Annotated in this window: 19 protein-coding genes; 7 read left to right on the forward strand and 12 right to left on the reverse strand. The window is 73.4% G+C overall.

The window, feature by feature from the left end; all coding sequences use genetic code 11:
* Nucleotides 1-49 precede the first annotated feature (49 nt).
* The 3 genes from OG381_RS09540 (at nucleotide 50) to OG381_RS09550 (ending at nucleotide 5,628) form a co-directional block, all read left to right on the forward strand.
* Nucleotides 50-1,453, forward strand: a complete 1,404-nt coding sequence (locus OG381_RS09540; protein WP_327715691.1) for an SWIM zinc finger family protein — start codon at nucleotides 50-52, stop codon at nucleotides 1,451-1,453.
* On the forward strand, nucleotides 1,450-4,092 hold the full coding sequence (locus OG381_RS09545) for a DUF7824 domain-containing protein (protein ID WP_327715692.1): 2,643 nt from the start codon (nucleotides 1,450-1,452) through the stop codon (nucleotides 4,090-4,092). Before OG381_RS09540 ends, OG381_RS09545 begins: the two co-directional genes overlap by 4 nt.
* A gap of 141 nt (nucleotides 4,093-4,233) precedes the next feature.
* Nucleotides 4,234-5,628 carry a GNAT family N-acetyltransferase gene (locus OG381_RS09550; protein WP_327715693.1) on the forward strand — a complete coding sequence of 465 codons (1,395 nt, stop codon included), beginning with the start codon at nucleotides 4,234-4,236 and terminating at the stop codon, nucleotides 5,626-5,628.
* Nucleotides 5,629-5,632: 4 nt separating this feature from the next.
* Here OG381_RS09550 and OG381_RS09555 read toward each other — a convergent pair whose 3' ends face one another.
* Nucleotides 5,633-6,859: a trans-sulfuration enzyme family protein gene (locus OG381_RS09555; RefSeq protein WP_327715694.1), complete on the reverse strand. Its 1,227-nt coding sequence runs from the start codon at nucleotides 6,857-6,859 to the stop codon at nucleotides 5,633-5,635.
* Between the two features lie 60 nt (nucleotides 6,860-6,919).
* Here OG381_RS09555 and OG381_RS09560 point away from each other — a divergent pair, with 60 nt between their 5' ends.
* Nucleotides 6,920-7,411: an Lrp/AsnC family transcriptional regulator gene (locus tag OG381_RS09560; protein WP_307033663.1), complete on the forward strand. Its 492-nt coding sequence runs from the start codon at nucleotides 6,920-6,922 to the stop codon at nucleotides 7,409-7,411.
* 32 nt (nucleotides 7,412-7,443) lie between these two features.
* Nucleotides 7,444-9,132: a DUF885 domain-containing protein gene (locus OG381_RS09565; protein WP_327715695.1), complete on the forward strand. Its 1,689-nt coding sequence runs from the start codon at nucleotides 7,444-7,446 to the stop codon at nucleotides 9,130-9,132.
* Between the two features lie 24 nt (nucleotides 9,133-9,156).
* Here the strand turns inward: OG381_RS09565 and OG381_RS09570 are convergent, their stop codons facing one another.
* The 3 genes from OG381_RS09570 to OG381_RS09580 all read right to left on the reverse strand — a co-directional run bounded on the left by OG381_RS09570 (nucleotide 9,157) and on the right by OG381_RS09580 (nucleotide 11,198).
* Complete coding sequence (locus tag OG381_RS09570) at nucleotides 9,157-9,990, reverse strand: SDR family oxidoreductase (RefSeq protein ID WP_327715696.1); 834 nt, start codon at nucleotides 9,988-9,990, stop codon at nucleotides 9,157-9,159.
* Nucleotides 9,991-10,031: 41 nt separating this feature from the next.
* Nucleotides 10,032-10,550, reverse strand: coding sequence for an immunity 21 family protein (locus OG381_RS09575; RefSeq protein WP_327715697.1), 519 nt, complete (start codon nucleotides 10,548-10,550; stop codon nucleotides 10,032-10,034).
* A 165-nt stretch (nucleotides 10,551-10,715) separates the two neighbouring features.
* Entirely contained in the window at nucleotides 10,716-11,198 is a 483-nt protein-coding gene (locus OG381_RS09580) for a rhodanese-like domain-containing protein (RefSeq protein ID WP_327715698.1), read from the reverse strand.
* A gap of 145 nt (nucleotides 11,199-11,343) precedes the next feature.
* Between OG381_RS09580 and OG381_RS09585 the strand changes: the two genes are divergently transcribed.
* Nucleotides 11,344-11,790 (forward strand): Lrp/AsnC family transcriptional regulator, encoded by a 447-nt coding sequence (locus OG381_RS09585; protein WP_266895434.1) that lies wholly within the window; start codon nucleotides 11,344-11,346, stop codon nucleotides 11,788-11,790.
* Nucleotide 11,791: 1 nt separating this feature from the next.
* On the opposite strand, the gene OG381_RS09590 is transcribed toward OG381_RS09585, so the two are convergent.
* The 6 genes from OG381_RS09590 to OG381_RS09615 form a co-directional block, all read right to left on the reverse strand.
* Nucleotides 11,792-14,785 (reverse strand): SMC family ATPase, encoded by a 2,994-nt coding sequence (locus OG381_RS09590; protein ID WP_327715699.1) that lies wholly within the window; start codon nucleotides 14,783-14,785, stop codon nucleotides 11,792-11,794.
* 34 nt (nucleotides 14,786-14,819) lie between these two features.
* Entirely contained in the window at nucleotides 14,820-15,992 is a 1,173-nt protein-coding gene (locus OG381_RS09595; RefSeq protein ID WP_327715700.1) for an exonuclease SbcCD subunit D, read from the reverse strand.
* 51 nt (nucleotides 15,993-16,043) lie between these two features.
* Nucleotides 16,044-16,670 carry a YigZ family protein gene (locus tag OG381_RS09600; RefSeq protein WP_327715701.1) on the reverse strand — a complete coding sequence of 209 codons (627 nt, stop codon included), beginning with the start codon at nucleotides 16,668-16,670 and terminating at the stop codon, nucleotides 16,044-16,046.
* 83 nt (nucleotides 16,671-16,753) lie between these two features.
* A complete protein-coding gene (locus OG381_RS09605; RefSeq protein ID WP_327715702.1) occupies nucleotides 16,754-17,320 on the reverse strand; it encodes a DUF6210 family protein in 567 nt (188 codons plus the stop codon).
* On the reverse strand, nucleotides 17,317-17,859 hold the full coding sequence (locus OG381_RS09610; protein ID WP_327715703.1) for a SixA phosphatase family protein: 543 nt from the start codon (nucleotides 17,857-17,859) through the stop codon (nucleotides 17,317-17,319). Before OG381_RS09610 ends, OG381_RS09605 begins: the two co-directional genes overlap by 4 nt.
* Nucleotides 17,856-18,596: a hypothetical protein gene (locus OG381_RS09615; protein WP_443062030.1), complete on the reverse strand. Its 741-nt coding sequence runs from the start codon at nucleotides 18,594-18,596 to the stop codon at nucleotides 17,856-17,858. The genes OG381_RS09610 and OG381_RS09615 overlap by 4 nt, the downstream gene beginning before the upstream one ends.
* 90 nt (nucleotides 18,597-18,686) lie before the next feature.
* On the opposite strand from OG381_RS09615, the gene OG381_RS09620 reads away from it, so the two are divergent.
* On the forward strand, nucleotides 18,687-19,094 hold the full coding sequence (locus OG381_RS09620; RefSeq protein WP_327715705.1) for a CoA-binding protein: 408 nt from the start codon (nucleotides 18,687-18,689) through the stop codon (nucleotides 19,092-19,094).
* A gap of 17 nt (nucleotides 19,095-19,111) precedes the next feature.
* Here the strand turns inward: OG381_RS09620 and OG381_RS09625 are convergent, their stop codons facing one another.
* Together OG381_RS09625 and OG381_RS09630 are read right to left on the reverse strand one after the other, a co-directional pair.
* Nucleotides 19,112-19,690, reverse strand: a complete 579-nt coding sequence (locus OG381_RS09625; RefSeq protein ID WP_327715706.1) for a hypothetical protein — start codon at nucleotides 19,688-19,690, stop codon at nucleotides 19,112-19,114.
* A complete protein-coding gene (locus OG381_RS09630; RefSeq protein ID WP_327715707.1) occupies nucleotides 19,687-20,991 on the reverse strand; it encodes a hypothetical protein in 1,305 nt (434 codons plus the stop codon). Before OG381_RS09630 ends, OG381_RS09625 begins: the two co-directional genes overlap by 4 nt.
* Nucleotides 20,992-20,993: the final 2 nt, after the last annotated feature.

A 20,993-nucleotide genomic window follows, 5' to 3' on the forward strand; every position in this document is an offset into this window, starting at 1 on the left:
TTTTCGCAGGTCATGGCCGATTGTCAGTGGTCGCCCCTACGGTTTTTCCATGACGCGATCTCTGCAGGCCGTGGCCTATCGCCGACCCTCCGTGCTGGAGTCCGCAGCGGGCTCGCAGCGCCTGGGGCTCGAGACCTCACGGGGTGCGACGCCCTCGGGCGCCGAGGACCATCCGCGGTTCTTCACGGGCTTCCTGACGTCCCCTCAGGTGGCCTCCGCCGGACTGCTCGCCGTGGCCGACGTCGCGGCCGCACGCTACTTCCAGCCGCAGCTGCGCGCCTCGCTGGACCCGGTCGTCACGGGCAACGGCGACCGGCTGCGCTTCGAGTCCTTCTCCGGCTGCGGCGGGGTCTACGCCCGCCTTGACGTGCTCGCACCCGGCCTGGACGGCGGCGAGGTGGGACACGGCACGACGAACGTCGACGTCAACAACCCGCTGCGCGAGGCGCTCTCGCGGATCGGCGCCGACGACCCGCTCCATCTGCGGGTCGGCCCCGAGGAGCTGGCCGTGACCACGCTCGACGGCCCGGTCGTGGAGAAGAAGGTGCCGCTCCCCGACCGCTGGCTGCGCGGCTTCGCGGAGGCCCAGGTGATCGCGGCCGGCTTCGACCTGCGGGCCGAGCTGCCCGCCGCCGAGGCCGTGCGGTTCCTGCGGGCGCTGCCTCGCGGCGCAGGACGCGGCGCCCCGCGCTGGGTGGTACCGGTCGGCGGCACGCTGCGGCCGACCACCCGCGCGGTGCCGGGTGCGCTGTGCCTGCCGGGGCCGGAGCGGCTGGTCGCGCTCCAGCGGGTGCTGCGGCACGCGACGGCCCTGCGGGTGTACGGCCCGGCGGTCGCCCCGGGCTCCGGCAGTGCCGCCACGGCCGGCGCCTGGGAGGCCGTCCTGCCGGGCATGCGGCTCACCCTGACGCTGTCGCCCGACGCCTCACGCGGGTTCTCCGGCGAGGGCGGCGTCCTCGACGCGCTCGCGACCGACGAGGCCGCGGAGGACGCCGAGCTGATCTCGGTGCTCCTGGCATGGGAACCCCGCGTCGACGTCGCCGACCTCGCCGCCGCGGCGGGCCTGACTACCGACCGGGTCCGGGCGGCACTGGTCCGCCTGGGCACCTCGGGCCGCCTCGGGTACGACACGGCGGAGGCGGCCTACTTCCACCGGGAGCTGCCCTACGACGCCGAGCGCGTGGAGCGCCACAATCCGCGGCTACGGTCGGCCCGGGCGCTGGTGGCGGCGGGTGCGGTCGCCCTGGACGGCACCGGCGGCACGGTCACGGCCGAGGACGGACATGTGCACCGGGTGCGGGACGAGGCGGGGGTGCTCAGCTGCAGTTGCCTGTGGTGGGCGAAGTACCGGGGCGGGCGCGGACCGTGCAAGCACGCGCTGGCGGTGCGCATGACGCGGCGGGGTGCCGCGGTGGGGCGGGAGACGGTCCGGGTCGACGGGGGTGTGCGATGAGCGAACTCATCGACGCGGTGCGGGGCGGGCGGACGGCCGAGGTGCTGGGTCTGCTGGACGGCATGACGGACGCGGAACGGCGGGCGGCCTTCCCCGCGTTGAAGGAGCTGCGCAAGGAGCTCCGGGCGGATCGCTGGAGCGCTGCCACACGGCGCGCGCACCCCTCCCTGCAGGTGGCGGGCGCGGCCTGCCAGACCGGTGCGGCGGCGGTGGCGAGCTGGCTCGGGGTCTCCGACATGAGCTGGTGGCAGGCGCACCCGGCGGTGCTGCTCGATGTGCTGGGCGACCGTGATCCCGCATGGCTGGCGGACCTGGCGCACCGGCTGGCCCAGCGTCCGGCCGGTGCCGATGTGGCGTACGAGCTGGTGTCCGGCCTGGTGCGGCTCTCGGGCTGTCCGGTGCCGACGACGGACGCGTACGTCCGGGGCTGGCTGCTCCACGTCGGCGTCACCTGGCAGCGCGAGGGCACCGTGCAGGACCGGCTGCGCCGGGAGCCGCAGCTCGCGCGGCTGGTGGCCGCCTTCTTCGAGACGGACGACACGGGCTCCCTGCTGGGGTGGGTGGACATCGACGGGCCGAACAGCTTCACCGGGGCCCTGGCAGCACTCACGGCCGAGGGGACGCTCGACCGGCGGACGATGGTCGACGCGTGTGTCGCCCGGTTCCTGCGGGGCGGTCGCGCCGCCGAGCACCGGCTGTTCCTCCGCCTCCTGAAGACACTGGACCTCACTCGCGACGAAGAGCTCGAACGGACGGCGGACTGGCTGGCCCTCGCCGCGGACGGCACGTCGACGGTGGCCTCGCACGCACAGTCGGTGCTGGGCTCCCTGGCCCTGGACGGCGCCCTGCCCGTGCGCCGGCTCGCCGAGATGTCGGCCGCCGTGCTGTTCCGTACGGAGAAGAAGCTGGTACGGGCCCAGCTCGTCCTGATTGGCAAGGTGATGGCACGGGACGCCGGCACGGTCGACGAGCTGCTGCCGGCCGCCGCCCACGCCTTCGGGCACGAGGACTCGGATGTACAGGAGCGGGCGCTGAAGCTGATCGAGCGGCATGCCGGGAAGGCCGGCGTCACGGTGCGGGACGAACTGGTCGTCGCGGCGGACCAGTTGATCCCGGCGTTGCGCGCCCGGGCGGTCGGCGCGCTGGGTGCGGCACCGGCGGCTTCGCGGACCGTGGTTCACGAGGAGGTGCTGCCACCGGCCCCGGAGCCGGTGCGTCTCGCCCCCGCGCCCGGGTCGGCCGCCGAACTCGCCGAGGAGGTGGGGGCGCTGCTGGCGTCCGGCGCGGACGTGGCGACGTTCGAGCGCACCCTCGACGGGCTCGTGCGCCGCGCCCACCAGGACCGGGACTCCCTGATCGAGGCGCTCGGCCCGGTGGTGGCACGCCTGTGGTGGGTCGTCGGCGACCCCGGGCATGAGCGGCAGTACGCCTTCGGTGGCCGTCTGTCCTCCCTCGAAGTGGTGCTGGCGACGCTGCTGGGCAAGGTGCGTACCGACACGCTCCACAGCGCGGTCCAGCACGGCACCTCGGCGCGCACCTGCGTACACAGCCCCCTGACGCAGGCCTTCGACGCCCGCGTCGCGGAGGTCGCCTACCGGCTCGCCACCGATCCGCTGCCGTTCCTGCTGTCCACACCCAGCTGGACCACGGGGCTGCTGGAGCCCGACGAGCTGGTGGCCCGGCTCGACGAGTACCGGCGCCTCGGTGCGCGGGTGTCGGCGGCGGACTTCGACCAGGCGCTGCTCCGCGTGCGTCGCACGGACAAGGCGGCGTCCGCGGCGGCGGCCGAGAAGGCGGCGGCGCTCGACACACCGGAGGGGAAGCGCCTGGCCCGATGGCTCGCCTCGGGACCGCCGGCGCTGCCCACGTACCGGCGGCGGACCGCGGGAGCGCGCCTGATGGTGGAGTTCGGTGAACTCCCGGAGCTGCGGGAGGACTTCGGCCGCGAGTTCCGGCATCTGGGCCGGCCGGTGAGTGTGTACGGGGACCACTGGCACTGCCACCACTGGGACGACACCGCCCGTCAGCACTGGCTCGCTCTCCTCCCCGAGCGCCGCGAACTCGTCGCGGCCCGCGTCCTGCGCGATGTCTCGACCGTCGCCGTGGACGACGCCCGGGGAGCCGCCGCCGTCCTTCCGCTGCTCGCCGAGTCCGGCGGCGAGGCGGGTGACGCCGTGCATCTGTGCCTGGCGTACGGGCTCGGGGCCCGGCACGAGCAGGATCGGCTCGCCGCCGTGGACGCCCTGCTGGTGCTCGCGGCGCGGGGGCAGCTCGACATATCCCTGCTGGGTGCGGACCTCGGACAGCTGGTGCGCCGCGGGGCCGTGAAGCCGTCGCGGCTGGCGGAATCGGTGCGTACGGCGGCGGCGACCGGGGCGAACGCCACCATCTGGGGGCTGCTGCGGCACACCCTGCCCGTGCTACTCGCCGACCTCGCCACCGGCGGTCCGGACGGCCAGGCCGCGAAGGTCCGGGGCCTGGGTGAACTGCTGGCCGTGGCCGCGGAGTGCGCCGAGCGGTCCGGGGCGCGGGGCGAGCTGCCGCATCTGGCACGGCTCGCGGACCGGCGCGGCTCGTCCCGACTGGTGACCCAGGCCCGCCGTCTGCACGGCGCGCTGGCTCTGGAGGCGGCCGCTTGACCGTCACCCCTATGCACCGTCCACCTCAGAGCAAACGTAAGAACAGTCACAAATGGTACAGATCCAGTCTTTACCGCCTGGTCACAAAGCGTTTGTGATCACGCAACACCGTTCCTTCACAGTGGCTGTATGAAACGAGAAATGTCTGATGTGACGCGTGCGAGGCATGGCCGTCCGGTCCACCACTGGCGGCGGGACGTCATCGAACTCGCCGCACTGTTCACGGCGGTCGCGGTGGCGGACGCCGTCGCGAACCTGGTCGGGCACGGCCCCGACGGTCCGGCGCTGCTGCTGATCTCGGCGGTCGCACTGGTCGCCACGGCGGCGTTCCACACATGGTGGGCACGACACCACGGTCACGCACCGCCGATCGACGGCACCGATATCGACGCCCGGCCGCTCTCCCCGGAGCAGGCCGGGCCGTCCGAGCAGCCCCCGGGCGAGGCCGGGGCGAGCACGCTGTGGCGGATGCGGACGACGGTGAAGGACGAGCCGGGATCACTGGCCGCGCTGTGCACGGCGCTCGCCGGTCACCGGGTCGACATCCTCAGCCTGCAGACGCATCCACTGGCCGAGGGCACGGTGGACGAGTTCCTGCTGCGGGCGCCCGGCGCGCTGGAGGCGTCCGGCATCACCCGGGCGGTCTCGCTGGCCGGCGGTGCCGGTACCTGGATCGAGCGGGCCGACGCCCACGACCTGGTCGACGCACCGACCCGGGTCCTCGGTCTCGCGACCCGTACCGCGCTGGACGCGGCGGAACTCCCGCTGACGCTGCGGCAGTTGCTGGGCCGGTGCACGATCCGGCAGGTGCCCGCGGGTCCGGGTCCCGAGACCGTGCCCACCGAGGGGGCGCTCGAGGACACCGTGATGCGGCTGCGGGCGCCGGAAGGCGGAGTGATCACCGTGGAGCGGCCCTATCTGCCGTTCACCCCGACCGAGTTCGCGCGGGCGCGGGCCCTGGTGGAGCTGGACGCGGTGCTCGGCCCCAGGGTGCCGCGCAGCCAGGACGTACTGACGCTGCCCGAGGGCAACGACATCACCGTGCGACGGGCCGACGTCGGCGACCTGGACGCGGCGAAGGCGATGCACGAGCGGTGCTCGCAGCGGACGTTGTCGCTGCGGTATCACGGTCCGGTGGGCGACGCGGACCGGTACCTGAACCACCTGCTCAGTCCGCGCTTCGGGCGGACCGTCGCCGTGGAGACGACCTCGGGCCGGATGGTCGGGCTGGGGCATCTGCTGTGGGACGGGGACGAGACGGAGGTCGCGCTGCTCGTCGAGGACGAGTGGCAGCGGCGCGGTATCGGTGCGGGGCTGCTCCGCAGGTTGGTGGGGATGGCTCTTGAGGCCGGGTGCGAGAGTGTGTACGCGGTGACGCAGGCGTCCAACACGGGGATGGTCGCGGCGATGCGGGGGTTGGGGCTCCCCCTCGACTACCAGATCGAGGAGGGGACCCTGGTGATCACTGCGCGGCTGGACGGGGTCGCCGCGCTGGCGGAGGGTATGGCCGGCGTGACGAACGCGGAAGCGCCGTAACGGATCAGGGGGCGCTGGCGACTGCGGGTACGTGGTGGCTGGTCGCGCCCCGCGGCGGAGCCGCATTCAGATGCAGCCCCGCGCCCCTGGGGGGCGTCACGGCGAGGGCGTTGTTCAGATCTGTCCAGAGATCCTCTACGTCCTCCAGGCCCACCGACATGCGCAGCAGGCTGTCGCTCACCCCGGCGTTGCGTCGGTCGCCCTCGTTCACGATGCGGTGGCTGATGGACGCCGGGTGCTGGATCAGGGTGTCCACGCTGCCCAGGCTCACCGCCGGGGTGATCAGGCGGACGCCCGCGATCACCTCGTGCGGGTCGCCGTGGACCTCGAAGGCGATCATCGCGCCGCCGATGCGCGGGTAGTGGACCCGGGCGACCCGCGGGTCGGCGGCGAGGCGGCGGGCCAGTTCGGCGGCGTTGGCGGAGGCGGCGCGGACGCGGACCGGCAGGGTGGACAGGCCGCGCAGCAACAGATATCCGGCCAGCGGGTGCAGCACGCCGCCCGTGGCGAAACGGACCTGCCGCAGCCGTCCGGCGAACTCCTCGTCGCAGGCCACCACCCCCGCCATCACGTCACCGTGCCCGCCGAGGTACTTGGTGGCGCTGTGCAGCACCAGCCGTGCGCCCTGCTCCACAGGGCGCTGGAGCACGGGCGTGGCGAAGGTGTTGTCCGCGAGCAGCGGGACGGAGCCACAGGCATGGGCCACCGCCCGCAGGTCCACCTCGGCCAGGGTCGGGTTCGCCGGGGACTCCACCATGACCAGGCCGGTGTCGGGGCGCAGCGCGTCCGCGATGCCCGCCGGGTCGGTCCAGGTCACCTCGGAGCCGAGGAGTCCGGCGGTGAGCAGGTGGTCGCTGCAGCCGTACAGGGGGCGGACGGCGACGACATGGCGCAGGCCGAGGGAGGACCGTACGAGAAGCACCGCGCTCAGCGCGGCCATGCCGCTGGCGAACGCCACGGCGGACTCGGTGCCCTCCAGCCGGGCCAGGGCCGTCTCGAAGCGGGCGACGGTCGGATTGCCCAGCCGGCCGTAGACGGGCGGGCCCTCCGGGTCGGCGCCGGTGGTGGCGAAGGCGTCGATGCGGGCGGCCTCGCCTCGGCTGTCGTACGAGGGGTAGGTGGTCGACAGGTCGATGGGCGGGGCGTGCAGTCCCTGCCGGGCGAGGTCGTCGCGGCCGGCGTGAACGGCTTCGGTGGCCAGGGCTCTCATGGGCGCAGGCGTCGTCTCCATGCGGGCAAGAGTGAACACCGACCGGGGTAAGTGATCCGAACGCCGTGTTACGTTCGGCCAATGGCCGAATCTGTCGTACTGGATCCGGTGGACCTTCATCTTCTGCGGCTGCTGCAGAACGACGCCCGGACCACCTATCGCGACCTCGCCGCCCAGGTGGGGGTCGCGGCGTCGACCTGTCTGGACCGGGTGACCCGGCTGCGGCGCGCGGGCGTGATCCTCGGCCATCAGCTGCGGCTGGATCCGACGAAGCTGGGGCGCGGCCTCGAAGCACTGCTGTCCGTGCAGGTCAGGCCGCATCGGCGGGAGTTGGTGGGGCCGTTCGTGGAGCGCATCCGGGCGCTTCCGGAGTCGCGGACCGTCTTCCATCTGACCGGCCCGGACGACTATCTGGTCCATGTCGCGGTCGCGGACATGACGGACCTGCAGCGGCTGGTCCTGGACGAGTTCACCGCCCATCGTGAAGTGGCCCGGGTGGAGACGCGTCTGATCTTCCAGCAGTGGGACTGCGGACCGCTGCTGCCGCCTACGCCCTCGGCTCAATCCGCGTGACGTGCGCGGTCCTTCGTATGAGGATGGACCGCATGTCAGAGACCAAGAGCCCGCTGCCCCGTGAGGTCGCCGACGCCTATGTCGACGACCTCATCGCCCTCGATCCGATCACCGGTACGTACCTCGGCGTGAAGGAGAGTTCGAGCAGGCTGCCCGACACATCACCGGCGGGCCAGGAGGCGCTCGCGCGGTTGCAGCGGGCCACGCTCGCCAGGCTGGACGAGGCCGAGCGGCAGCCCGGCGCGGACAGTGACAGCGAGCGCCGCTGCGCCCGGCTGCTGCGCGAGCGGCTCACCGCGGAGCTCGCCGTGCACGAGGCGGACGAGGGGCTGCGCTCGGTCGGCAACATGGCGACGGCTGCGCACTCGGTGCGCGAGGTGTTCACCGTGACGCCGACCGGGACCGAGGAGGAGTGGGCGGCGATCGCCGAGCGGCTGCGGGCCGTACCGGCCGCGTACGCGGGGTACCGCGAGTCCCTCGAACTCGGTCTGGAACGCAAGCTGTACGCGTCCCCGCGCCCCACGGCCACCTTCGTCGAGCAGCTCACCGAGTGGGCGGACACGGGTGCGGGCCGCGGTTGGTTCGAGGACTTCGCGGCGGACGGTCCCGAGGCCCTGCGCGCCGATCTCGACGAGGCCGCCCGCGCCGCGACCGCCTCCGTGGCCGAGCTGCGGGACTGGATGCGGGACGTGTACGTGCCGGCGATCGAGGGCGCGCCGGACACGGTGGGCCGTGAGCGCTACGCCCACTGGTCGCGTTACTTCAACGGCACGGACCTCGACCTGGACGAGGCGTACGCGTACGGCTGGTCCGAGTACCACCGCCTGCTCGCCGAGATGAAGAAGGAGGCCGAGAAGATCCTCCCCGGCGCCGAGACGCCGTGGGTGGCGCTCGCGCACCTCGACGAACACGGCAAGCACATCGAGGGCGTCGACGAGGTCCGGGACTGGCTCCAGGCCCTGATGACCCAGGCGATCGAGTCGCTGGACGGCACGCACTTCGAACTGGCCGAGCGGGTACGGAAGGTGGAGTCCTGCATCGCGCCGCCCGGCGGTGCGGCGGCCCCGTACTACACGCCTCCGTCGGAGGACTTCTCCCGCCCGGGCCGCACCTGGCTGCCGACGATGGGGCAGACCCGCTTCCCGGCGTACGACCTGGTCTCCACCTGGTACCACGAGGGTGTCCCGGGTCATCACCTCCAGCTCGCGCAGTGGGCGCACGTCGCCGACAGCCTCTCCCGTTACCAGGCCACGGTCGGCATCGTCAGTGCCAACGCCGAGGGCTGGGCGCTGTACGCGGAGCGGCTGATGGACGAGCTCGGGTTCCTCACGGACGCGGAGCAGCGGCTCGGCTATCTCGACGCGCAGATGATGCGGGCCGCGCGGGTCATCGTGGACATCGGCATGCATCTGGAGCTGGAGATCCCGGCCGACTCGCCGTTCCACCCGGGCGAGCGGTGGACGCCGGATCTGGCGCAGGAGTTCTTCGGGTCGCACAGCAGCCGTCCGGCGGACTTCGTGGAGAGCGAGCTGACCCGCTATCTGACGATCCCGGGCCAGGCGATCGGCTACAAGCTGGGCGAGCGGGCCTGGCTGCTGGGCCGGGAGAACGCGCGGCGCCGCCACGGCGACGCCTTCGACCTCAAGGCGTGGCACATGGCGGCGCTCTCGCAGGGCTCCCTCGGTCTCGACGACCTGGTGGACGAGCTCTCCGCGCTCTGAGTCAGCCCTGGAGCGCGCTCGGAGTCAGCGCCGGAATCCGCCCTCCGAGTCGATCACCTGGCCGGTGACCCAGCCCGCCTCGTCCGTCGCCAGCCAGGCGATGAGGCGGGCGGGGTCGTCCGGCATGCCCCAGCGGCCGGCGGGGAAGCGGGCCGCGACGGCCTCGTACGCCTCGCCGGTGAGGTAATCCGTGTCCACGGGGCCGGGGTTGACGGTGTTCACCGTGATCGCCTGCTCGGCGAGCGCGGTCGAGAGCGAGCGGGTGACGGAGGCCAGGGCGCCCTTCTGGAGGGCGTAGGCGATCTCGCCCGGCATGCCGCCGCCGATGTCCTGGCCGGAGGTCATCATCACGATCCGGCCGCCCGGGGTGTCCGAGTGGCGGCGGGCGTAGGCCTGCACGAGCAGCAGGACCGAGCGGGTGTCGACCGCCCAGTGCGCGTCGAGCATGGTCGCGTCGATCTCGTCGAGGGTGCCGTCACTGCCGCTGAGGGCGTGGTTGGCGACCAGGATGTCGAGGCGGCCGCCGAGCGCGGAGACGGCGGTGTCGATCAGTTGGGCGGGGGCGGCCGGGTCGGACAGGTCACCGGGGCCTGCCGCTGTCCGGGCCTGCGGATCGCCTTGTGCCGCGCGCACGGAGGCGAGCACGTCCTCGGGTCGGTCGGCGCCCCACGGCTGGGAGGCGTCGTGCGGCACATGGTGGTGCAGATAGACGCTCGCCCCGTACGCGGCCAGCCGGCGGGCCACCGCGTGCCCGATGCCGCCGCGTCTGCTGGCGCCGGTGACCAGGGCGGTGCGACCGCGCAGGGGCAGCGGGTCACGGCGGAGCGATTCCGGTGCGGGGTGCGGGAGTCGGGGCATGGACGACCATGATGGTCAGGGCGCTTGTGTGGCGCACGTGATTATTCGTGCGCCAGCGGCCTCAGTTGTACGAGTCCCAGCCACGTCTCCGGACCGGGCCGGACATGCGCCGCACGTACCGCGTAACGGCCGGGGTCCAGCGCGATCCACACATGATCGGTGCGCAGCGAGTCGCTCCCGGGCCACGCGGCGTCGAACAGCAGCACCGGTCCCGGCACGTTCCAGGCGACCTCGGGTCCCCACACCGCGATGTCGAGCGCCGCCGGCACCTCGGCCAGCAGCCGCTCCTCGGACTCCCCCGCGGACCACCGTACGAAGATGCCGTGGTCCGGCAGATACGTGGTGGAGGCGGGCTCGTCGCCGAGCACGAGCGCGGCGCTGTCCCCGACGGGCAGCAGCCCGACGTATCCGTCCACCTCGCAGGCCCGGTCGTAGTCCGAGGCCAGTTCGTCGCCGTCGGCGCCCGCCCAGAACGGAAGCACCGTCTCCGGCACCGCTATCAGCGGCCCGCCGCCCGACTCGACCCACTCCGCCGCGCCCGGCTCCGCGTATCGCACCATGACGCGGAATCTACCGCGTGCATGACAGCTCGTGTCGGGGGATGCCAAAAAAGCGGAACATCGGATTCAGCTACCGCGCCCGTTCGCGGAGCGTCCGGTTCAGCAGCACGGACCCACGGCGTAACGCCAGGCGCACCAGCATGACCCTGCGGCGCAGCGCCAGGCTCAGCACCCGCAGTTCTCCGCGCCCACCGGCGCCGTCAGCGGGTCGGCGTCCCGGCGCTCCGCGCCCTCCCAGGTCTCGAACGCGAAACCCTCGCGCGCCCAGTACTCGAAGCCGCCGAGCATCTCCTTGACCTGGTAGCCGAGTTCGGCGAGGGCGAGGGCCGAGCGCGTGGCGCCGTTGCAGCCCGGGCCCCAGCAGTACGTCACGACCGGCACGTTCTTGTCGAGGAGCTGCTCGGCCTGCTCCGGGACGAGCGCGGTCGGCAAGTGGACGGCGCCCGGGATGTGGCCCTGGTCCCAGGCCTCGGTCGAACGGGAGTCGAGGACGACGAAACCGGGGTCGCCGTCGGCGGCGAGGGCGGCGGCGACGTCGGACACGTCGGCATGGAAGACGAGGCTCGCACGGAAGTAGGCGGCGGCCTCGGCCGGAGCCGCGGGGGCGACCCGCAGGACGGGGTTGACGACGGCGGCGCTGGTGCTCATGCTCTGGCCTTTCCCTGACGGTTCTCGTGGCGTGTGTCCACGACTCTCCACGACCAGAAATTTACGGCCGGTGATCATGATCCAGAAGTGTCGATCCCCGGCCTTCGGCTTGATCAGCCGGTGATTCCCCTGCTATCTCTCGGGCATGACCGCGTTTTCCCCGGACGCCACCGACTGGCGCATTCTCGAGGTCCTCCAGCGGGAGGGCCGGGCCAGCTTCGCCGAACTCGCCCGTGCCGTCTCCATGTCCCCGAGCGCGGTGACCGAGCGGGTGCGCCGGCTGGAGGAGGCGGGGGTGATCCAGGGGTACTCCGCGGTGGTCGACCCGGACCGGCTGGGGCTGCCCATCCTGGCGTTCGTGCGGCTGCGGTACCCGAACGGCAACTACAAGCCGTTCCACGACCTCGTCGAGGTGACGCCGGAGATCCTGGAGGCGCACCACGTCACGGGCGACGACTGCTTCGTCATCAAGGTCGCCGCCCGTTCGATGCGGCACCTGGAGGAGGTCTCGGGCAAGATCGGCTCGCTGGGCTCGGTCACCACGAGCGTCGTCTACTCCTCGCCGCTCCCCCGCCGCCCGCTCGGCCGCTGACTCACTGCGCGCCGCGCTGCCGCAGCGCCGACCCGGCCCGCCCCTTCACGACCTCCAGCTGTGCGTGGATGCGGCGCCGCAGATCCGCGACATGGCTCACGATGCCGACGCTGCGGTCGCGTTCGCGCAGGGAGTCGAGGACGTCGAGGACCTCGTCGAGGGTCTGGTCGTCGAGGCTGCCGAACCCCTCGTCGATGAAGAGGGTGTCCAGGCGCACCCCGCCCGCCTCGTCGGTGACGACGTCCGCGAGCCCGAGGGCGAGGGCGAGCGAGGCGAAGAACGTCTCGCCGCCGGAGAGCGTGGCGGTGTCCCGCTCACGGCCGGTCCAGGCGTCGACGACATGCAGCCCGAGCCCGCTGCGGCCGCGCCCGGCCCGGTCGTCGGAGTGGACGAGGGTGTAGCGACCGGAGGACATCCGCAGCAGCCGCACGGTCGCGGCGGCGGCGACCTGCTCCAGGCGGGCCGCCAGGACGTACGACTCCAGCCGCATCTTGCGCTCGTTGTCCGCCGAGGTGCCCGCGGCGAGGGAGGCGAGGCGGGCGACGCGGTCGTACTCCTCGCGCAGCGGGGCGAGCCGTCGGACGGAGCCGGCCGCGCGTGTGGAGAGCCGGTCCAGGTCGGCGCAGCGCCGGGCCGCGGCGTCGCGCGCGGAGGCGGCGTCGCGCACCCGCTGGGCCGCGAGGGCGGCTCCCCGCTCTGCCGACGCGAGGTCGGCGGGCGGTTGCCGGGCGGCATCCGCGGTCTCGGGTTCGGCGAGGACGGCCCGCACGGCGGCCTCCTCGGACTGCCAGGCGTCGAGCCGCCGTTGAAGTTCGCGGTGGGCATCGTCGTCGAGAAGGGCTTCCGCCGCCGCTTGCGGTGTGTCGAAGCCGGCCCGGAAGGCGGCGTCGGCGAGCCGGGCGTCGGCGTCCTTGAGCCGCTGTGCGGTGTCCTCGGCGGCGCGGGCGGCGTCGGCGGCGTCGGTGAGCAGGGCGGTCTGCCGCTCCAGCTGCGCGGCCCGCGCGGCCACACTGTCGGCGGGGCCGCGCGCCTGGGTCAACTCCGCTTCCAGCAGGGCCCGTTCCTGGTCCAGCCGCTCCCGGTGCCCCACTCGCGAGGCCGCCCGGACCTCGGCCTGCTGCCGTGCGGTGGTCCGCTGCTCGTGCTCGGCCTCGGCACGGCGCAGCTCCTCGCGCGCGGGGTGCAGGTCCGAGGCGTCCCGGTGAGCCTGGGCGTACAGCCGCTCCAACTCCTCGAACGTCGAGGCGAGTTGTTCGGTGGGCGTGTCTCCCGCCTCCGCCGTGGCGGCGGCCAGCGCCTCGCGTACGGTGCCCAGGCGCCGTTCCTGCTCGACGAGCCGTTCGTCCGCCTGCTGGTAGGCGGCCAGCGCGCGCTCCTCGGCCTCCCGGTCGACGTGCCCGGCGTCCTTGCGGGCCGGGGCCGGGTGGTCGGCCGAACCGCAGACGGCACAGGGCTCACCGTCCGCGAGCTGCGCGGCGAGCTCGGCGGCGATGCCGTTCAGGCGCTGTTCCTTGACGTCGAGCCAGTGCGCCTTGGCCGCCAGTGCCTCCTCCTGGGCGAGGCGGACGCGATCGGCGATGGTGTCCGTGTCGCCGGCCAACTGGTCCCGCATCCGTGCGGCGTTGAGCCGCTTCTGCGCGGGCTCGCGCTGCGCACCGAGCTGCTCGGCCCGCGTCGCGGCCTCCTGCGCGGAGTCGATCCGGGACTGGAGCCCGGCGCGGATCGTCTCCCACCCGGCGAGCCACGTCTCCGCCTCCTGGAGAACGTCCTCGTCCGCACGCTCCTGACGGTCCAGCCCCGCCCGCTCGGCGACGAGTTCCGTCAGCCGCTGCTCGCCGCGCCGCGCCGACTCCAGACCGCCCAGCTCCTCCGCGGCCCGGCGGGCGGCGGCCGCGAGCCCGGCCGCGCCGGCGCCCGCGAAGGTCTCCGGCAGCAGGGCACGCGCGCGTGCCTGTGCGACGTCCGCTCCGGCGTGCTCGGCGTCGGCGGCCTCCCGCAGCTCCAGCGCGGGCGCCACGGCCTCCGCCTTGCGGGCCCGCTCCATACGGGCCTGCGCCTGCCGGTAGCCGTCGGAGCGCTCCGCCATCAGGGCGGCCCGGTCCCGCGCCTGGGCGAACCGCTGTTGCAGCCGCGCCAGTTCACGTACGTCCGCCAGTGTGCGTTCGGCGGCGGCCTGGGCGGACTCGGCGGCCGCGAGGCGGCTGTGGGCGATGGTCAGCTGTTCACGGGCGGTGCTGCGGGCGATCGCGGCGGCGCTCATGACGGCGTCGGCGAGGCCCGGTTCGCCCGGTGCCGCGTCGGGGAGGCGCATGGCGTCACCGGCCGCCTGCTGCATGCGGTGGGCGTCGGCGAGGAGTTCGGTGTCGCCGTCGCGCACCTGGGTCTCGGTGGCGCGGCGGCGTTCGGCGAGGCGCTTCTCGACCTCGGCGAAGCGGTGGGTGTCGAAGAGCCGACCCAGCAGCCGGCCGCGCGCCTCGGCGTCGGCGCGCAGGAAGCGGGCGAAGTCGCCCTGGGGCAACAGCACGACCTGGCAGAACTGCTCGCGGCTCATGCCGAGCAGCTGGGTGATCTCCTCGCCGATCTCCTGGTGGGAGCGGCTGAGGTCCTTCCAGGTGCGGGCCTGGGCGTCGTACTCGCGCAGCCAGCTCTGGGCCTTGTCCAGGGTGCTGCCCGAACCGCGCTTCTTGGGGCGCTCCCACGGCGGCTGCCGGGTGATCTCCAACCTGCGTCCGGCGACGGTCAGTTCGAGGCGGACCTCGGTGCGGGTGGTGGCGGCGGCATGGTCGCTGCGCAGGGTCATGCCCTGGCCGGACTGGCGGGCGCCCGGGACGGAGCCGTAGAGCGCGTAGCAGACGGCGTCGAGGACGGAGGTCTTGCCCGCGCCGGTCGGTCCGTGCAGCAGGAAGAGACCGGCCGTCGACAGGGCGTCGAAGTCCACGGTCTGGGAGCCGCCGAAGGGCCCGAACGCGGTGATGTCCAGACAGTGCAGCCTCACCGGGCACCCTCCCCTGTGTGCGTCGCGCGCGGTGTCACCGCGCCACCTCCCGTACCGTCTCGTCCGCCCGGACCGCGTCGAACGCGTCCCGCAGCACACTCTGTTCGTGTGCGTCGGGCCCGGCGCCGCGCACATGGGCCACGAAGTCCTCGGCGATCTCCTGGTCGCTGCGGTCCGCGAGCCGCTGGGCGTAGGACACGTCGGGGTCGTCCGGGGCCCGCTCGGGGTCGAAGGCGAGGCTGAGGGTGTGCGGGAAGCGCTCGGTGAGCCGGGCCATGGGGTCGGCGGGGCGGACCGCGTCGGTGAGGGTCGCCTCGACCCACGCCTCCTCGTGGCGCGAGAGCTCCGGGTCGGCGAGCAGGTCCTCCAGAGTTCCGCGGATGCGGGCCAGCGCGCGGGGCACCGGGCAGTCGACGCGCTCGGCGCTCACCGCGCCCTCGGCGTCCAGGTCGATCAGCCACATGCTCTTGCGGTGGCCGGCCTCGGAGAAGGAGTACGGCAGCGGGGAGCCGGAATAGCGCACGCGCTCGGTGATGGTCTGGCAGCCGTGCAGATGTCCCAGCGCCGCGTAGTCGACGCCGTCGAAGACGCCGGACGGTACGGCGGCCACTCCGCCGACCGTGATGTCCCGCTCGCTGTCGCTGGCCTCACCGCCGGTGACGAAGGCGTGGGCGAGGACGACGGACCGCGTCTTCCGCTGTCCGTGCGCGCGTGCGGCGAGGTCGGCGCGGACGCGGTCCATGGCGGCGGCGAGCACGGCCTCGTGACCGGCCTTGTCCACCCCGAACTCGTCCTTCACCAGGGCGGGTTCCAGATACGGCAGCCCGTAGAAGGCCACGTCGCCATGGGTGTCCGCGAGCACCACCGGTGTCCCGCATGCCGCGGGCTCTGTGCGCAGATGGATGCCCGCGCGGTCGATGAGGCCCGCGCCCACGCCGAGTCGACGGGCGGAGTCGTGGTTCCCGGAGATCATCACCGTGGGCACACCGAGGTCGGCCAGCCGGTGCAGGGCGTCGTCGAACAGCTCGACCGCGGCGAGCGGCGGCACCGCCCGGTCGTACACGTCTCCCGACACGACCACGGCGTCCACGCCGCGCTCACGCACGGTGGTGACGAGATGGCCGATGAACTCGGCCTGCGCCCCGAGCATGTTGACGCGGTGGAACGCCCGGCCGAGATGCCAGTCGGAAGTGTGCAGCAGTCGCATGATCCCCGAGACTAACGGCCGGGTCTGACATCACGGGCGGTTACCGGCCTTTCAGGCATCGCCATAGGCCTCTCCACCCAGTTCGAACCCGGCCGTCCCGGCGGTGACGTCGGCGAGCCAGGCCTCGAAGGCCGGGACGTCCGCGTCCGGCAGTCCGATCTCGATCGTGACCGCCTCGGCGTAGCGCACGTCGCGTACCTCGCGGCCGGTCGAGCGGAGGTCGTTCTCGAGCTTGCCGGCGCGCTGGTGGTCGACGGTGACCGTGGCGAGGCGGAAGCGGCGGCGGGTGATCGTGCCGAGGACGTCCAGGGCCTCGCCGACCGCTCCGCCGTACGCGCGGATGAGACCGCCCGCGCCGAGCTTGACGCCGCCGTAGTAGCGGGTGACGACGGCGACGGCGTACCGCATGTCGCGGCGCAGCAGCATCTGGAGCATGGGGACGCCCGCGGTGCCGCCGGGTTCGCCGTCGTCGCTCGCCTTCTGGATCGCCGCGTCGGCGCCGATGACGTAGGCGAAGCAGTTGTGGGTGGCGTCGGTGTGCTCCTTGCGGACGGAGGCGATGAAGTCCTGCGCCTCCCGCTCCGTGGCCGCGGGGGCGAGGGCGCACAGGAAGCGCGAGCGGTTGACCTCGGTCTCGTGCACGCCCGCGTGGGCGACTGTGCGGTACTCGTCCGGCATCCGGCCACCCTATGCGGACCGTGCCGGCTCGCCCGCCCCGGAGGTGCGGGCGGCGATGTGGTGAAGATCGCGCCACGGGGCGATCACCGCATGACCGGCACACCGGCGGCGGGCTCGGACGGCGATGTCAGGGCCCGCTGCCGGCAGTGGCGCTGGAAGGACCAGGCGAGCGGACCGCGCGGCACTCGGGGGCCGCGGCCATGGGTGCGCGTCGGCTGGTCAGAGTTCTCCCAGGCCAGGAAGCCCGGGCCGTCGGGGGTGAGGACCGGGACCCATGCCTCGTCGGCCTCGGCGAGGCGGGACTCGTCCAGGACGAGGGGGCTGGGCCAGGTGTCGTCGCGGTCGGCGGAGCCGTAGAGGTGGACGGCGACCGCCTTCCTGAGTCTGGCCAGGAGCTCATGCGGCCATTCCAGGCCGCGCGAACCCCATCCCTTCAGCTCCCGCACGAAGATCTGCTTCAGCTCGTGGTCGAGATCCCGCCCGAACACGGGGATCGGATAGCCCTCCTGCTCGTAGGGCACACAGCCGTGTCCTCCGCCCTGGGTCCGGTAGACCACGCCGGTCGGCGCCGCGACGACCACGAACATCCAGCCCTGACCGGTTCCGGTGCCGTCGGGGTCGAGGAAGACGTACCGCTTGGGCTCGGTCACTCCTTCTTGCCCCTTGCCACCGTCACCGCGGTCAGCAGGGCCGTGCCGGGGAGGAGGGCCTCCCAGCCGGTGCCGCGCCAGGTCAGTACCGCGATGGCGGAGGTGGGGAACTTCACGTGGACGCGTTCCAGGGTGTCGTCCAGGCCGTCGCCCGCCAGACCGAGGACGAGCTCCTCCAGACCGGGGTTGTGGCCGACCAGCAGCAGCGTCTCGACCTCGGCGGGCACCTCGTGCACGACGTCCAGCAGTTCGGCCGCGTCGGCGCCGTAGAGGCGCTCGTCGTGCCGGACGGGTGGCGGGGTGCCCCACTGGGCGGAGGCGAGGTCCCAGGTCTGGCGGGCGCGGACGGCGGTGGAACACAGCGCGAGGTCGGGCAGGAAGTCGGCCTCGACGAGCGCGCGGCCCGCGGCGGGTGCGTCCCGGCGGCCGCGCGGGGCCAGTGGGCGCCGGTGGTCGGGGACGCCCTCGGGCCAGGCGGACTTGGCGTGTCGCAGCACGACAAGGCGGCGCAGCGGCCCCGCCCCGGCGCGCGCGATCACGCGAAAGTTCCCAGCTCGCGGGTCAGTTCCAGACCGAGGAGCCGGTCGGCGTAGGCGTACGTCTCGAAGCGGGCGCCCTCCGGGAGGTCGGAGGCCTCGACCCGGCGCAGGACGCGCAGCACCCCGGGGATGTCCAGATCGTCCTCCCAGGCGGTACGCAGCTCTCCGCGGATGTCCTCGGGGACCGCCTTCGACGGATTGCGCGCCCATCCGGCGACGGCCCGACGCCAGCGTACGAGCGTGTCGTGGGCCTCCGACACGGCGGCCGCGTCGAGCCGTACGGGCAGGCCACGGCGGTGGGACAGCAACGCCAGCCGCAGCACACCGGGGTCGGTGTCCGCCGGGGAACCCGTGACCGGCGCGACGGCGAGCCGCACCCCGTCGGGTGTCGCCCCACCCTCGGCGACCACATGGACGACCTGCGGCCCGCCCGCTCCCGGGCCGCTGTCCCGGCCGTCCTCGAAGGGCCGGATGCCGAGCGCCGCGGCGCCCGCCCGTAGCTCCGCCCGGTCCCGTTCGGCGCTGAGCAGTGACCAGACCGGTGTACCCCCGATCTCCAGGGCGCGGGCGAGGACGTCGGCGACGAGCAGCACGCGCAGGGCGGTGCCGTCGTACCCGGGCACATGGGCCTCGACGCGGGTCGGGCCACGGCGGGCAGGGACGGGGTCGCCGGTTCGGGCGTCGATGATGTGCAGCACGCAGTGAGCGTAGGCGGGGTCGGTCTCGCGCGCAGTCAGGTGGCGCGGATTCCGGTCACGGGAATCCCGGTGCCCGGTCCGCTGTTGTCGCGCACATCAGCACTGGCAGGACTTTCAAGGAGGCCGAGCGTGTACGGCGACCCAGCAACGATCCGCAAGATCCTCACCGAGAGCGGCGACACCTGGGCGATCGTGGGCCTGTCGTCGAACCAGCGGCGCGCGGCCTACGGTGTCGCGGACGTGCTCCAGCGGTACGGCAAGCGCATCGTGCCCGTGCACCCCAAGGCGGAGACGGTCCACGGCGAGCAGGGCTACCCCTCGCTGGAGGCGATCCCCTTCGACGTCGACGTCGTGGACGTGTTCGTCAACAGCGACCTCGCCGGTGCCGTCGCCGACGAGGCGGTCGCGAAGGGCGCCAAGGCCGTCTGGTACCAGCTCGGAGTGATCGACGAGGCCGCGTACGAGCGCACCCGGGCCGCCGGTCTGGAGATGGTCATGGACCGCTGCCCGGCCATCGAGATCCCGCGGCTCGGCTGACCGGCCGGAGTTCCCGACTACCCCTGCCCCTCGCACGCGTTGATGTAGTACAGCTCGATCTCCACCCGGTCCGCCGAACCCCCGGACCAGAACGGTCGTGTGCCGACGTTCCCCCCGCAGAAGGCCTGGGGGCGCTCGGACTGGAGGATGCGGTTCACGTCCTCCGCGAGGTCCGTCGCCGCTCCCAGCTGGGCCTGCGGGGCCACTCCGAACGTGATGACCATGCCGATGCGGCGGTCGTCGCCGCTCTTGCGGATCTCCTTGTCCAGGGCCGCGACGACCTTCTTGCGGTCGGCCGCGTTCAGGGTGCCCCTGCCGGAGGCGCGCCCGGTCGCCCCCGAGGACAGGGAGACGGCGAAGGTGTGCCGCTTGGGGTCCAGTCCGAGCGGACCCTTGGCGGTCCGGGAGGGGGAGGGCGAGGCGCCGGTGGGCGAGGCGGACGGTTTGGGGGTCCTGCCGGTGCCGGACGCCTCGTCCGTGCCGTCGGAGGCGACCATGCCGAGCACGACGAGGAACAGCACCAGGAACAGGTCCGCGAAGAGCCAGCCCGCGAGGTGGCGCGGGGCGACGCCGGTGCCCGTGGGGCGTCTCCTCATCCGTGGTCCTGTCCGTACCAGTCGTCGCCGGGGCGGCGCGGCGGCGGTGTCCCGGCCCCGCCGTCCGGCCGGGGAGTCCCGGGCGGGGGCTGCGGGCTGCCGCCGGCGTGCCCGTTCCCCCGTCCGCCGTTGTGGGAGCCGTTGGACAGGCCGTCGGAGTTCGACATCGGCAGCGGGCCGTAGCCGCCCGGCCGGTCGTTCTGGAGCAGGGCGAGCACCCGTTCCAGGGCGTCCATGTAGGAGTACATCCGCTCGCTGTTGTCATTGAGGAGCTGCATGGCCACGCCGACCTTGCGGGTGGTCTCCGAGACCTCGTCGGCGACCGTGGCGTGCACCCGGTTGGCCTCCTGGGAGCTGCCGGCGGCCTTGCGCAGTTCAGCGAGCAGCCGGGTGAGGGCTTCCCGGGTCGCCGTCTCGTCGGCGCGCAGGTCCTCGCGCATCCGGGCGAAGTCGCGCAGCAGCTGGTGCGGCACGGTCAGGGAGCGGCCCATCGCGCCCAACTCGCCCGCCGACTCGGTCCACTTGTCGATCGCGGTGACGAACCTGCTCTCCGGGCCGGGCTCGAAGATCTTCTCCATCCGGTCGGCGCTGTCCGACATCGTGCGGGAGAGTTCCGCGGTGCTGCGGGTGATGTCCCGTGCGATGCCGACGAGTTGGCCCGCGGGCACGGCCTGTGCCTCCAGCACCGCGTGCTTGGCGAGCTCCATGGTGAGGACGGCCAGCTGTCCGGCGACCCGGCCGCGCAGCCGCTCGCGGGAGGCGTCGCGCTCGGCGGCCCATTCGAGGCGTTGCAGCCACAGGGTCGCGAGGACCACCCCGCCGATGAGGACGACGACAAGGAGCACCGCGGTACCGCCGAGGCCCGAGGACCACAGCGTCAGGAAGTTGGTGCCCTTCGGGGCGTCCTCGAAGTCCCGGAACGCGAACCACAGGGACAGCCACGTCAGGACGATGGGCAGGAAGACCGCCACGTCCCGGAGCGTGGACACGATGGCGATGAGCCCGCTCTTGCTCGCCGGTTCGTCCGGCACCAGGGTGTCGGGCGGATAGGCGTGCAGCAGGTCGACGCCGGACAGGGCACGCCCGCCGGCCCGGGCGTCGTCGGCGATCCAGGTCAGCACCGAGCGCCCGGGGCTGTCCTCGGGGCACTCGCCGGCCAGGTCCGCCAGCCGGTCGGCGGCCGTGCGCAGGGTGTCGGAGGGATCGGGGGCGGGCGGCGCGGGTTCCGGGGCGGGGGATTCGGGTGCGGGCTCCGGGACGGGTGGCGCGGGCTGGTGCCGGGTGGGTTTCCTGCTGGCCAAAA

It is taken from the genome of Streptomyces sp. NBC_00490 (genome assembly GCF_036013645.1).
Lineage (GTDB): Bacteria > Actinomycetota > Actinomycetes > Streptomycetales > Streptomycetaceae > Streptomyces > Streptomyces canus_F.

Coding starts and splice junctions, on each gene's coding strand:
- OG381_RS09540 (WP_327715691.1), top strand. CDS start 50: ATGACGCGATCTCTGCAGGCCGTGGCCTATCGCCGACCCTCCGTGCTG.
- OG381_RS09545 (WP_327715692.1), top strand. CDS start 1,450: ATGAGCGAACTCATCGACGCGGTGCGGGGCGGGCGGACGGCCGAGGTG.
- OG381_RS09550 (WP_327715693.1), top strand. CDS start 4,234: ATGTCTGATGTGACGCGTGCGAGGCATGGCCGTCCGGTCCACCACTGG.
- OG381_RS09555 (WP_327715694.1), bottom strand. CDS start 6,859: ATGGAGACGACGCCTGCGCCCATGAGAGCCCTGGCCACCGAAGCCGTT.
- OG381_RS09560 (WP_307033663.1), top strand. CDS start 6,920: ATGGCCGAATCTGTCGTACTGGATCCGGTGGACCTTCATCTTCTGCGG.
- OG381_RS09565 (WP_327715695.1), top strand. CDS start 7,444: ATGTCAGAGACCAAGAGCCCGCTGCCCCGTGAGGTCGCCGACGCCTAT.
- OG381_RS09570 (WP_327715696.1), bottom strand. CDS start 9,990: ATGCCCCGACTCCCGCACCCCGCACCGGAATCGCTCCGCCGTGACCCG.
- OG381_RS09575 (WP_327715697.1), bottom strand. CDS start 10,550: ATGGTGCGATACGCGGAGCCGGGCGCGGCGGAGTGGGTCGAGTCGGGC.
- OG381_RS09580 (WP_327715698.1), bottom strand. CDS start 11,198: ATGAGCACCAGCGCCGCCGTCGTCAACCCCGTCCTGCGGGTCGCCCCC.
- OG381_RS09585 (WP_266895434.1), top strand. CDS start 11,344: ATGACCGCGTTTTCCCCGGACGCCACCGACTGGCGCATTCTCGAGGTC.
- OG381_RS09595 (WP_327715700.1), bottom strand. CDS start 15,992: ATGCGACTGCTGCACACTTCCGACTGGCATCTCGGCCGGGCGTTCCAC.
- OG381_RS09600 (WP_327715701.1), bottom strand. CDS start 16,670: ATGCCGGACGAGTACCGCACAGTCGCCCACGCGGGCGTGCACGAGACC.
- OG381_RS09625 (WP_327715706.1), bottom strand. CDS start 19,690: ATGAGGAGACGCCCCACGGGCACCGGCGTCGCCCCGCGCCACCTCGCG.